This window comes from Acinetobacter sp. SK-43 (assembly GCF_015351505.1).
GTDB lineage: Bacteria > Pseudomonadota > Gammaproteobacteria > Pseudomonadales > Moraxellaceae > Acinetobacter > Acinetobacter junii.
In genome coordinates, this window is record NZ_JADKPY010000088.1 from 1 (window position 1) to 13,897 (window position 13,897).

At 39.2% G+C, this 13,897-nt stretch carries 8 protein-coding genes; 6 read left to right on the forward strand and 2 right to left on the reverse strand.

Annotation, left to right across the window (positions count from 1 at the left end; all coding sequences use genetic code 11):
• From IRT38_RS17170 to IRT38_RS17195, 6 genes are all read left to right on the forward strand, one after another.
• On the forward strand, positions 1 to 267 hold a 267-nt coding region (locus tag IRT38_RS17170), incomplete at its 5' end, for a hypothetical protein (RefSeq protein ID WP_194598331.1).
• Positions 260 to 2,941 (forward strand): phage/plasmid primase, P4 family, encoded by a 2,682-nt coding sequence (locus IRT38_RS17175; protein WP_194598332.1) that lies wholly within the window; start codon positions 260 to 262, stop codon positions 2,939 to 2,941. The genes IRT38_RS17170 and IRT38_RS17175, both read left to right, overlap by 8 nt.
• 322 nt (positions 2,942 to 3,263) lie before the next feature.
• Positions 3,264 to 3,473: a hypothetical protein gene (locus tag IRT38_RS17660; protein ID WP_194598338.1), complete on the forward strand. Its 210-nt coding sequence runs from the start codon at positions 3,264 to 3,266 to the stop codon at positions 3,471 to 3,473.
• 341 nt (positions 3,474 to 3,814) lie between these two features.
• On the forward strand, positions 3,815 to 6,031 hold the full coding sequence (locus IRT38_RS17185) for a hypothetical protein (protein WP_194598333.1): 2,217 nt from the start codon (positions 3,815 to 3,817) through the stop codon (positions 6,029 to 6,031).
• 7 nt (positions 6,032 to 6,038) lie between these two features.
• Complete coding sequence (locus IRT38_RS17190) at positions 6,039 to 8,609, forward strand: transglycosylase family protein (RefSeq protein WP_194598334.1); 2,571 nt, start codon at positions 6,039 to 6,041, stop codon at positions 8,607 to 8,609.
• A complete protein-coding gene (locus IRT38_RS17195; protein WP_194598335.1) occupies positions 8,606 to 11,731 on the forward strand; it encodes a hypothetical protein in 3,126 nt (1,041 codons plus the stop codon). Before IRT38_RS17190 ends, IRT38_RS17195 begins: the two co-directional genes overlap by 4 nt.
• A gap of 123 nt (positions 11,732 to 11,854) precedes the next feature.
• Here IRT38_RS17195 and IRT38_RS17200 read toward each other — a convergent pair whose 3' ends face one another.
• Both IRT38_RS17200 and IRT38_RS17205 read right to left on the reverse strand, forming a co-directional pair.
• Entirely contained in the window at positions 11,855 to 12,643 is a 789-nt protein-coding gene (locus IRT38_RS17200) for a hypothetical protein (protein ID WP_194598336.1), read from the reverse strand.
• A 139-nt stretch (positions 12,644 to 12,782) separates the two neighbouring features.
• Positions 12,783 to 13,811, reverse strand: a complete 1,029-nt coding sequence (locus tag IRT38_RS17205) for a hypothetical protein (protein WP_194598337.1) — start codon at positions 13,809 to 13,811, stop codon at positions 12,783 to 12,785.
• Positions 13,812 to 13,897 lie beyond the last annotated feature (86 nt).

A 13,897-nucleotide genomic window follows, 5' to 3' on the forward strand; every position in this document is an offset into this window, starting at 1 on the left:
TTTTCAGCATATGACAGTGCAATGCTTGCGGTGGATTATGCTGATGCCTTGATTGAAGCCTTGAAAGGCAAAAGCGATTTGCATGGTCGATTCGCAGCTAAAATGTTGCCTATTACCGCAAAGCAAATTGATGATAGAAATCTTGCAGCGTGTAGAATTTTCGGATCATATGAGGTTAAAAAGCCTATCAAGCGTAGTGCTGAATTAGCAGTTTCATTTGCTGATTCAATGGTATTGGCTATGGATGCGGGGGAAGCAGATGACTGACCGTATTTCTGTACTCAGGCATTCAACTATCCGGTTAGCCAAAACTTGGCAGAATGATGGCAATATTTCTGCTTATCAGGATGCCAAGTATTTTTCCTTGGTGGAAAAACCTGTATCTAATATTCAGGATTTATCCAAAATATTGGCTGAGCTTGAACATGATAGCCGTGCTTGCGTCATCCGGGGTATATATAAAGGCGATGAACATGCTCAGAAGATAGATACGGAATTTAAACAGGGCAAAGTTCGTCGCCAGAAAAGGTTGTTTGAAGATAAGCCGCATCACTGGGTCTTGATTGAAATTGATGATTTCGAACCAATGCTTGCTGATCCTGTAAGGGAACCAGTTGAGGCCATTAATGAATACATCGCAACTTGTTTACCTACAAGTTTTCATGAAGTTTCATATCATTGGCAATTATCCAATAGCGCCGGGCATCTTAAGCATATTGGAAAATTAAAGGCTCATGTTTGGTTTTGGTTGGAAACTGTTTATACGAGTGATCAATTGAAAACATGGGCAGAACAAAACAATATTGCTCTAGATAAATCGGTACTGAATACAGTTCAGATTCATTACACAGCTGCACCTGTCTTTGAGGTAGGGGTATCTGATCCTGTGCCTATGCGCAGTGGATATTTTCAAGGATTAATTGGTGATGAGGTAGATTTAAAAATCGTGCTTGATCCTGGGTCAGCAAGAATATCAAGCACGATTGAAACAGAACATGACTTTGAAGATCCATTCTTAGGAATAGAGCCAAAGGTCGGTTTAACTTTAACTGATGCACAATCTTTGATCAAGTTTATCGATAGCAGTGATTATGAGACTTGGCTAAAAACTGGTATGGCGCTACATCATGAATTTGATGGTAGTAATGAGGCTTTGGCAGTCTGGGATGAATGGAGCCAATTCTCAAGTAAATATGCTGGGTATGAGGTGTGTCAAGAAAAATGGTCAACTCTGGGGTGTGGCGGCCAAAATCCTATTACCGCTCGATGGTTGATTAAGTTTGGTAAAGAAGCAACAAAGAGCGCTGAGAATCAGGAAAAACATCAGGCAATGGAAGTGATCAAGAGTCTCATCCTTGAGTGTAAAGACAGTGTTGTCCTGATCAACGATATTGCCAAGAAAGCAGGTCTAGCTGCTGCTGGCGACATTGCCATGCGGACGGAATTGACGGGCCTGATTCGATCTCGGTTTAAGCAAATTACCAATACTTCATTACCATTGCCAGATGTACGTATGGCAATGAACAGCGCCATTCCATCTAAGACAAAGGGCGTAGATGGTCGCCATGAAATGACGGAGCTAGGCAATGTTGGTCGTATGATTGATCGTTATGGGGATGATCTTATGTTCATTCCTCAAACAGAGACTTGGTTCTCATGGAACGGGACTTACTGGCAGCCAATTACGGCGGTTGAAATTACCCAGTATGCAACAGCAACGATTAAGGCATTGCCGAACGAGTTAAAAGATATTCAAAGCGATGATGATCGTGCAAAACATAGAAAATTCTACATCGATAGCCAAAAAATAAAGATGGCGGATGCCATGGTGAAATGGGCTAGAAGCGATGAACGCCTGCTCCGCCATATCAATTTGCTTGATGCCAATATGAATCTATTGGGTTGTGCTAATGGTGTTGTGGACTTAAATACAGGCAAACTACTCGATGCGGATCGGGGACATATGATTTCCTACAGTACAGGTATTGAATATAGCCTAAGCGCGAAATGCCCTATATTTGAGCAAACAGTTTTAGATGCATTTTTTGGCGATGGTGAAATGGCTGCATTCTTTCAACGGGTGATAGGCTACATTGTATTAGGCCAACCAAAAGAAAGTATCATTCTTATCCCTTATGGTAGTGGTAACAACGGTAAATCTACCATCTTTAAAAGTATTGCGCTGGCTTTGGGGGATTATGCCAAGGCAGCCAATGCCGATACTTTTCTGGGAGATAGCCGAAGTAATAGTGGTGGCGCGCGTGAAGATATTCTACGTTTACGTGGGTCTCGCTTTGTTTACTCTACTGAACCAGATGAGGGCAAAGAGCTTAAAGAGGGATTGATCAAAGCTATGACAGGTGGGGAGTCGCTACCAGCACGGGGATTGTATGCTCGCCATACCATTGAAGTGCAGCCGACTTGGACGGTGGTTATGCCGACGAACCACAAGCCTATTATTAAAGGTGATGATTATGGTATTTGGCGCCGCATTATGTTGGTTCCTTTTACCCGTAACTACGATGGGGACCCGACAATTAAAAAGGATGTAAATCGCCCTGCAAAGCTTCTAAGGGAGTTGCCTGGTATTTTGCGTTGGATTATTGCAGGTGCTTTGGCCTATTTACAGAACGGTTTAAACCCACCTAAAGGCGTGATCCAGGCTAAAGAAGAATATCGGGATGAGATGGACTTACTCAGTGAATGGTTAAACGGCTACTGCATCCTTTCATTTAATCATGAAACCACGACAGAGGATCTGTTTCAAAGCTGGAAAGGGTATGCGGAAAGAAATGGTTGCTTGAGATTAATCCCATCTAAAAATCATCTTTCAAGACGTTTGGATTCGAGATTCAAGAAAAGAAATGTTGGAGAGCGGAAATTAAAGGGTTTTGTAGGGATAGGTCTAAAAAGAGATTTTGAGGAAATCATTGATGTATAGCCACAATACTATCTACCTTTTATTACTTAAATGCTGCCTAGCGATATTGCGTATGATTTTTTGCATATTGCGAGCCGCTGAACACTATTTATTTGCGATTTATTGCAAATTGGAAAAATATTTTATTTCTGTGCAAAGTATTGATTTTAAATATAAAGAGCGGATAAGAGCGGATAATGTTAATTTTTACAAAACTCCTTACGTGCGTGCGTATAGAGAGTTTGTGAAAAAACGGTTTTATCCGCTCTTATCCGCTCAAGCAATTGATTTAAAATATTATTTTATTTTTTGTCAGCAACAACTTCTGTTGGGAGGAGTGGGTATGCCTGTTTTAGCTTTCTTTCCTCAATTTATAGTCAAAGACAAAGTGAAAAGAAGTTCTTTACCTAAAGTCTCAGAGGAGGATGTGAAAACAATTCGTGAATTGTATAAAGCAGGTTTGTCATATCGTCAGTTGGGCCACAAGTACGATATATCGCACGAAATGGTTAGAAGAATTTGTACGAAGTATTGTTATAAGGAAGTCATCTAATGGCACTAAAAAAACCTCTCCCTTAGCTAGTGTAAAACCTAATAAAACCTAACATTCAAAAAGCCATTGGTTAGGCATGCAGAACTTAGTAAAACTTAGTATTAGGTACCCCGTATTTGAATTGACGACGAAAACCTGAAAAAACCTGAACTTTAAAAAGTTATTGCCAAAGCCAAAAAAGCAAAGGAGAAAATGAGTTAATTCTCGGTGGTAACAAGGATTTAGCTGTTGCCACCATCGCTATTTAGCTACTTAATCATCATTAAAAAATCTTGCATTCTATAGGGTACTTATGTGGAGACATTCCTGAATCTAACCATCCCAAATAGGTAGCCTTAGCAATGCGCGTACCAGTATTTAATCAGCAGATTAATGAAGCCCAAACACCGTCTGTACAAATTAATGGAGGACTTACTCCTGGACAAGCAGTAGGTGTAGTTTCAAATCAGTTGGATGGTTTGACAGAATTAGTTGGTATGGGAGCGCAGATATATAACCAATATCAAGATACCGCGAATAAAGCTCGTGTCTCTCAGGTGACAGCGGACTATCAGAATAGAGTTAATAATTATTTATACAATCCCAAAGACGGATTACTCACCATAAAAGGTGAAAATGCACTTAATAGAGACTCTGGAAAAAACTTAGTTAATGAGGCATTTGAATGGTTTGATTCCAACGCTAGAGAGCAAGAAAGTAGCCTTTCAAATGGCACTCAGCGCCAAATGTTCAATAAAAATATGGCGACTTTGAAAGGGCAGTTAGGACGCATTGCATCGCAGCATCTTTTCAATGAGTCTCAGAAATTTCAGAAACAGGCATTTGAATCTGAGATCGATGCTAACATTAGTTCAGTCAGTATGAACTACTCCGACATCCCAACCACTACTATGTCATTGGAGAAGATACGTAATATTTCACTAGAGTATGGTAAGGATCTAGGTTGGAATGGCCAACAAATAGAACAATACGCTAAAGGGCAGCAAGATAAAGCCGTACTGGATGCTATTAATCTCATGCAATCAAATGGCGATGGATCAAAGATTCCTGCCTATTTTGCTCTGACAAAAAATTTTCTTTCTGCAAAGAATCAGGCGCGTGTTGGTAAGCTTATCCAAGACAATAATGCAGATACGTTTATTTCTGAGATCCTTAAGTACAAAGATGATCCAGATGAGTTAGATAAATACATTGAGGCATTAGCAGATTCCGAAAGTCCATTCGCTAAACAAATAGGCGCACATAACATTCCTAATGTACTAGGTCGAGCTATTAGTTATAGGGATAGATATGATCGGAATGTTCAGGCTGCTGCAAATAAAAGAGAAAAAGATGCTACAGAAGCTTTAAATGATTTCAAAGCAGATGTGAAAAGTGGTATCCCATTTACACCACAACGCTTCAATGAATTATCTGCCAAGGTTGTTGGTTCTGCTTCCGAGGCTGAATTTCAAAGACTTAATAACAATCTCCCATTATTTCAGAAATTATACTCAATGCCCCCTGACGCACGTGAGTCATTGATTAATGCTTATGAAGCGAACGCTAGAACACAAGGAGTAGATAAACCTCAAGAAACAAAGCTTGTTGTGGACCAAATGCAATCAATTCATACGGCGATGCTGGATAAAGAAAAAAATGATCCATCATTTGCTTATTCGCTAAAAACAGGAAGTTTATTACCGCAGGTGCCAACGACTTTAATTATTCAAGGCCAACAAGATGCTTTGAAGGCGATAAGCGAAAATATCAAAAGTATAGAGTCTGCGAATGCAACTAGTGGTTCTTTAACAGGAGCTACGAATCCTTTATCTAAACAAAATATTGATGAGATGATCAGTATTTGGAAGAGTGCATCCCCAGTAAACAGGCTTCAGATTGTGACTAATTTATTTAAAGCGGCTAAAGATAGTCCTAATGCGGCAAGAGATATGATCCAAGCCGTTGCCGGTAAGAACAATTCATATCGTTGGGCTGCCTCATTAAATAACCGAGGGTTGACTGATATTGCAGGTCAAATTGCCACGGGGCAAGATTTGTTGGATAAAGGGGATGTGAAAGTCAGTGATTTTGCCCTTAACCTGAAAACAGGTGAATATCTTAAGGGGATTGTTTCTGTTGGTAGTCCAGCTTACAGCGTTTACTTTGATTCTATTCGAGCGAACTATGCTTACTTGGCACAAAAATCTGAAAAGCTACTCGACAAAACCGGGAAAGTTGATAATAAGAACATTGATGCAGAACTCTTTGATAAAGCAGCTTTGAACGTCACTGGTGGTAGATTTACAACGGGCGGAATGTTTGGTGCTAAACAGGCTGTTTTAAGACCTCATACAGTTGGTGAAAAATCTTTTGGGCAGCAATTAGAACAATTCAACTCAAGATACGCTCGAGAATATGGAGGAACAGATAAAGATTTTTTCCTCGATCTACCTTTAGAGCAAGATCCTAAAGATCCTTATAAATATTACTTTAAAAATGGTGCGGACTATATTCGGGATAAGGCAAGCAATAAAGATCCCAAAAAGCAAACCCGTTTAACTTTTACTGTACGTTGAGGCTTTAATGGACATTTTAGCAGATGATGAATTATCCCTTAACCAAGATGATTTACGTTTTAAACCAAAATCTCAGCGTGGAGCCGCTTCAGATACTGCTTTAGGCTTTGTTTCTGGCGTTGCAATGGGAACTGTTGAAGTTGCAACAGCACCTGACGCATTGATTCGCGGTGATAAGAAAGCAGCCTCTCTGCGTGCACAGAACCTTTCAATATTTAAACCCGAGGACTTAGGGACCGCAGGTGAATTGACCTATGGTTTAACGAAAGATTTCACAAGAATTGGCTGGAACGTATTAGGGACTTTTGGAACGGTTGGATATGCGAATTTAGTTTCTCAAGCTACCTTGTTTGGTGCGCAATCCTATCAATCAGAGAAGTCCGATCTACTCAATAAAGGTGCTGATATTGGTACCGCTCGTACAGGTGCTACAGTTAAGGGCTTAGCTGATGCGGCGGGTTTCGCTATTCCTGTACATGGTATCTCTAAAAACCCTATTGCCGATGCTGTTGGAACAACTGGTTTGGCAATGGCGGGCGGTGTAGTCGGGGATTATGTCGAAGGCGATTTATTAAAAGATAATAAGAATAAGAAAGTTGCCCAATATGGTGAACAACTCCAAGAAAATGCTGTAAGCCCTTTATCTTTAGGAACCAATGGTGCCATTGCCTTTATGTTAAATGTGGCAGCAAATAAAGCGAAGTTAAGACCTGAGCAAGGAGATGCCCATCAAACAGCAGACGATTTAACCAATGCCGGACAAGTAGCAGCGAATATCGAGCATGCAGATGGTTTAAATCCATTTACACCTGAAACTGCACGGGACAATAACTCCCATTACGATGCCTTGGATACTTCGCTTGAACAGGCTTTAAATGCAGAGCGTATTTCTTTGGATATTCCCGTGACAGGGCTGCCTAAACAAGTTTTGCCTCCTAAAAAAACAATTAAACAGTTAGCGTTTAAGGGTAAGGCAGCTAATACACAGCAACAACTGTACGATACGGCAGTAGCAAACAAACTTAGTGATCCAGATGCACGAGCAGTATTAGCAATCGCCCACTTTGAAAGTGGAGGTAGTTTTGATCCAAACGTTACAAATCCTATAAGTGGATTTAAAGGAATTGGACAATTTAAACCGAGCACCTGGCGTGCTGAAGGTGGAACTGACGCCAACTATACCGATCTAAATAAGCAAGTTGAATTGTTAGTCAAGCATACCAGAAACAACATAGCCTATATTAAAGAGCAGACAGGAGTAACCCTTACAGGTTCTCAAATTTACTTGCCGCACTTGCTTGGACGCGCTGGTGCAAAAGCGGTTATGAAAGCGATTCGGGATACACCTGAAGCAAAAGCAGGTGTTGTTTTAAGAAAAATATACGGCAAGGATACTGAGGCGGTAATCAAGGGTAATGCGATCAACCCAGATGAGACTATCCAAGTCGCATTAGGTAGATTTACTTCTAAGATCGATAACCTGATGGCTAAACATTATGGCGGAGAGATTCAGAAAAAAGGATTGGTTATCCGTGGCAGTGAGTCTGATCTTCCTGAATTTGAGTCTGACATCTCTATTGTGCCTGAGTATAAAAGAGACTCAGATGTACTAATAGAATCTACACCAAATTCTTTTATCACACGCGATGTTGGTAATTCGGAATTAGATTTAGAACTCGAGCAAGGTTTCAAACTAATGGATGAACCCTTACATGCTGATGATATTGAATATCTAAGGGCCACAGCACATTACCAGCCTTATGACGGCAATGTAAATCAAGTAACTTACGTTGAGCCACGGATTGACCTATCTGGCCAAGGACAAAGTGCACAACGTAATTTGAATGTGCTCGAGTCTCAACTTCAAGATCCTATGTTAGCTAATGCAAGTAGCGATAACGCACCGGCTAAGATCATAGTAGAACAAGCAAACTCTCAGCAGAACAAACCGACAGATAAAATTAAAACAGGTAAGCTGGACTCTCAGGAACAAATAAGCCCCTTAGATGGAGTAGACAATTGGGGTGCAACTCGATCCGAAAATTATCTTAAACGTGAAATGAGTCAAGCAGATGGTCCTACCATACAGGAGCTGTATAACAAATCTACAGATACGTTGTTTCAGCGTCAGGTAAATATCGATGGCACGATTACGCCAGTGAAAGTAACCCGTTCTGGGCAAGAGTTTTTCGCAAAGCCTCATACGGATACCGCAGTAAATGAAAAGCTTAACAATGTTCAAAATGCAGCTGCACAGGCTTTAGAGCGCGAGTTCTGGAAACCGAGAAAAGACCAGGTAGATGGCGCTCCCGATTTGTCTAAAAGCTCCCAAGGGGAATACGGATCTTTTACTGCCACTGCAGACGGCCGCGAAGCCGTAGCAACCATGGTGAATAATCCTGATATGGAGATAACAGTCACTCGTTTTAATGAAAACGGCGATGAGGAGGTTGTTGTTATGTCTGCACGCGATTGGCTTGACTATGTGCGTGAACAGGAAGAATTAGCTAAAGATGATATACAGGCTGTTAAAGCCTTAGCAAGTTGTGCATTAAAATATGGGAGTGAAGCAGCATGAGAGTAGAGTGCCGTGAACAAGTTGCTCGAGCTTTAGGTAAAAAGAAACTAAGCGCTGCGGACAGTAATCGTGTTTCTAAACTTTATATTCGTGCGCAAAATATCTTAGCGCGTACTGATCAAGACTGGTTGCTTAAATCACCCGCTGAACGTGCAGAAGCAATCGCTCAAAAAACTGCAGCTGATTTATCAAGTCAAATTGCAAAGAACAATCAGAATATTGCCCGGGACGCTATTTTAAAGGCCCAGCTCGAACAAGAAATATATAACCATTCGAAATTAAATCCTATTCAGGTATTGATGCGTAAGATTGCCTATTTCTCAGACCAAAGTGGGGTGCAGTCTGTAGAGAAGCAAGCCCAAGCACTGCATAGTCGTTGGATGTCTTTGGTTGCAGATACATTTACCAAAACTCAAGAGCGATGGGGAATGTCTGTAAACAAAGAGATGACGGACGATATTATTCGAGTCATGTTTGGGGGTAAGTCTGATAATGCAGATATTGTTGCTATGGCGAAGGATGTTAGTTTTTCGCTTGAGGAAGCACGATTGGCATTTAACCGCGCTGGCGGCAACATTAAAAAGCTAGACAATTGGGGTTTTATGACCTCACACGATCAGAAAAAAGTTGCGCTAACCAAGCAAGATGAATGGGTAGATGATGTTTTAGCAAAGTTAGATCGTAACCAATACGTACGCGATGATGGGCTATTGATGGTTGATGCTGAACTGCGTAAATTGCTAAACGATGTATACAAAACCATTGCTACAAATGGGGCCAATAAAGTCCTAGATGGCCGGAAAGACCTTTCGCCCGTTGGCGGCCGCTCAAAAATGGCAAACCGACATCAAGAAGCACGAGCACTACATTTCAAAGATGGTGATGCCTGGCTGGATTATCAGTCCAAATATGGCACATATAATGAGACAGGTTTTCATGAGTTGTTGAAGAATCACATTCATCGCATGAGCACTGAAATTGCCATGATGCAGAACTTTGGTTCAAACCCTCGATTATCTTTCGAATCAATATTGGAAGAAGCGAGTACTAAGCTTAAAGCAGATCCAGTCAATGGCATAAAGCATGGGGACATTGATAAACAGTCTAAACGTGCGCTGTCGATGTATAACACGCTCGATGCAAATACTAGGGCGGTCGATTCCACTCTGGGCAATATTATGGGAGGTTTAAGATCTTTGATGGTTGCATCTAAATTAGGCGGAACGACCATTACAACAATTGGCGACCATGCAAGCACAAAGAAAATCGCCAATATGCATGGGCTTTCCTATACCAAATCTATATTGCCTGAGTATATAAAGCAGCTTTCTCAGGGAAACTTCAGGGATGAGGCTTTAAGCTTTGGGCTTGGCATTAATGAAATGGTTGGGGCGACATCACGGTTCGGCGATGCAGATGTGATTAGTAGTGCTACTGCTGCTGGACGTTTTAATGCACGTATGCAACAGTTGGCTGCAACTACTATGAAAATATCTGGGCTTAATGCTGTTACTGCAGGTATGAAGCGCGCGTTTAATCTTGTTCATATGAATAAGATTGCAGAATTGACACGTAAAGCCGAATGGAAAGATCTTGGTGCAGATGACCTGAAAATATTAAAAGGCAATGGTATTAAAGAAAAAGACTGGAATTTATGGCGCGAATTAAGTCCATCTACGCGAGATGATGGTACTTTGGTACTCACCCAAAACGATTTTTTTGATGCGCCTGATGAAGTCATTATGTCGTTTGCATCTTCTGAGCTTAAATCTTTAAAAGCAGAAATTGACACCCAAGTGGCAGAACTTCATCGTAGAAATTTAGAAGATGACCAACGCATTTCAAATAAAGCGCAGCGGACCGAAGATATTAAACGCCAGTTATCTCAACGCCTTTTAGAATATGCGAATAAAAAAGACACTAAAGCCCATGCCGAAAAACAAGCTTTGCAAGATCGTATCGATTTAATTGATGCGCAGAATGATTACGCAGCGGTACAAGTTGATCTCAATACTTATCTACAAACCGAGAAACAAGCCAATCGTATTCAGGACTTTTTACAACAAGTTGAGGAAGGCCGGCACTCTGATAAAGCAGCTATTGATGCTCGAAATAATCTAGAACGAAATGCGCGTCAATATAATAGACGTGCTGAGGGTTTAGGGCAGCGCCTAGGAAATGCTGAACGGCGTATTGTTGAATTAAGGGCAAAAATTCGTAAAACACACAGTGAAGCAAATAAAGCTATCAAGCAAAAATTCAAAGAGCTAGACAAAAAAGTTGCCCAGCTAGATGATGAATTTAGTATCTACCAAAATGATGTTGGTGAACGTCAACAACGAAGAGAGCAAGTTATTGAAAGATTAAAAAAGTCACTTTCTCCACGTCAGCAAGAAATATTGATGGATACCCGCTATAAAGCTGCAATGAAATATCAAACTCATATTTTTAATGAGGAGTCAGTTGCAGTAATTGAAGCGGGGATACGTGAAAGAAGCGTTATCAATCTAGGGGATGCCGGAACAATCCAAGGTGAACTTGGTCGTACTCTTTTTCAATTTAAAGGATTTCCATTAGCCTACATGTTCAGAATAGGACATCGAGCTTTCGCACAGGGCGATATTAAAAGCCGTACGACCTTCTTAGTATCATTGTTGGCGTATCAAACCTTGGCTGGGGCTTTGATCGTTCAATTACAGAACCTTGTGAATGGTCGAAATCCCGAACCAGTATTTACACCAGATTTTTTTACTAAATCAGTTCTAAAAGGGGGAGGACTATCGTTTATGGGGGATTTGATGAGTGCTTTATCCGATCCAACAGGGCGTAGTTTCGGCGACTTTGTTGCAGGTCCTTTATTCAGTGAAGGCGGTAAATTAGGTATGTTACTGACGGGAATGGGTAACAATATTATTGAAGGAAAAGAATCCTCACGCGCAATTGAAATTTCAAATGCGTTGAAGGGAAATTTGCCATTTCAAAACCTTTGGTACAGCAAGTTAGTCATAGATCGGATGCTGTACTCTAAAGTACAAAACATGATTGATCCTGACTATTTACCGAAATTGCAGCAGCGTATGGAAGATCGTGGTAATAGTTTTTGGTGGGGAATAGATGAATAAAATTGGCCAAGTGCATCTAAATCAAAAGATAAAATTAATAATAATCAATTTATTAGTCAAAGTGGTGCGTTTGAGTGAAGAATACTCTACTTAATTCGTACTCCTTGTTGGTAAGATAAAAGGCTAATGCTTTAACAGGTATTTAAGATTTTCTTTATCATTTTCATAGATTTCTTTCGTTTCTTTCCAATAGTTAAAAACTTCGGGAATACTTAGAAAATCTACATAAGGAACTTTAAGAATTCTTTTATTCTTTCTAAGGATGCCTAGGTCAAATCTTTGGTGAGGTTCTAGGCAACCAATTAAAATTTCAAAGTAATATCCAGAAAAAATCATAAAATATGAGAATCCTTTTTCATGACTAGTTCTGGGAACCAAGTTTGTGATTACATTTTCTAATATATCTTGAGTATAGTAATTTCTTTCACAGGCTAATTTAGATACTCTGACAGAAATAACTTTACTATCAATTTCACTTTCGCCAAGTATGCATTTTTTTAAGTAGTTATCTATTTCATCAACAGTTATAGAGTGCTTGAAGACTCTATGGTCTGATTTGGTTGCTCTCCAAAAAATAGAAATAATATACATAATTAATCTATATTGGTTTACACCAGATATCATTAGATAATTATCTCTGTATTGATGCTTAACACCTTTTTGCTTATTTTTCAAAGCCCATAGTGAGTAGTTCTCATATCTTGCATTTAAGAGTTCCTCACACTTTTTGCATAGTAGGTATGTTGCCCATTGGTCATTGGATCTAAAAATTTTTTTTTCAGATAAACTTGTTGTTATTGAATAGTGGGCCCCATTTTTTCTAAGGATATTCTTAAAAATAGATTTTCCTATGACATGAGACCATTGCAATTCTTTTGTTTCATCACATAATTTGCAAACACTTATTTTCATAGCTATTCAATACCTGCTCTTATGATAGTTACCCATTTTTAAATGTACCTGTCAGGTTAAATTTGAGCTAGACAGCCATCGTATCATAGATTGATTTCTGTCACTGAAAGTACAGGGCTCGCTGAACTAGAATTATTTTTTAATAAAAACTTAATCGTTGCATAATACTGTGATCTGCTGCTTTAACCCTATGGCATCTGAGAGACGTCGAATATTTAATTTCTAAGCTTCTTAAGTAAGATTCTTCCTTCATGTTTTGAATACCATGGAATTCCATACAAATTGATGCAAATAGTTTTGAACTCTCAAAATCATCAGTCAAATAGCATAGAATTTCTGGATCAGTTCTTCTAAATTTCTCAATGGCTGAAATTCTGCTTGTGATTGTTGATTCTAAATCATCAAAAGAGTTCAGTTGGCTCATTATCGTACTGACTTTTTTACGAAGTAGGGCAGGTTTTATTGTTTCACCTTCAATAATTTGACTATGAACTTTAAAAGCATCTCTTAAAGCTTCCCGAAGCTTTAGAATTTTTTTTTCATATACTTTGAAATCTTTATTATCAAAAATCGTTAAAAAGGAAATATGTCCAATTATATAAGTTCCCATATAAATTAAATTTTCTTCATCTGGATTGTCTGGGTTAGGATTTCCAACCTTGTAAGTCTTTACCTCAATTTTGGTATTAGCTGCTTTGTAACGTTCATTCAGTTTTAAATAATTCCTAGAGCCTAAACGGGTTTTCGAATCAGAATAAAATTTTTCTATATTTTTTAAATCTATCTCTATTTTACTTAATTTTTCTAAATACTCATCAAAATTATTAGCATAATCAAAAACTTTTCCTAACTTTTGCTCAGCAACTTTTGTATTTTCATAAAGGTTAATTCCTTGGATAATTCCTCCACTAGCACCAAATTTTCTCTCCGCGCAATCATTACCCATTACGCTTAATGTACCGTCTTGTAATTGGATTACATAACCAAAATTATGTTTGTGGTTACAAAGTCCCCTGTCACTAACTAAGCAACAATGCATGTCTCTATCGCGTATTTGATAGTCTGAAAAAACTGAGCTAAAGTTTTCTGGAGTAATCAAATTCTGCTCTAAAAAACCAGGTAAATTTAATATTTCTTCATAGCTAGAAATGCGTGGAGTAGATGCCATCTTATTATCTCTAAAAGGTTTATCTTAAATTATATGTGAATTAAAATATTTTTATAGCTTGAGATGAGCTCTTATCTACATTCCAC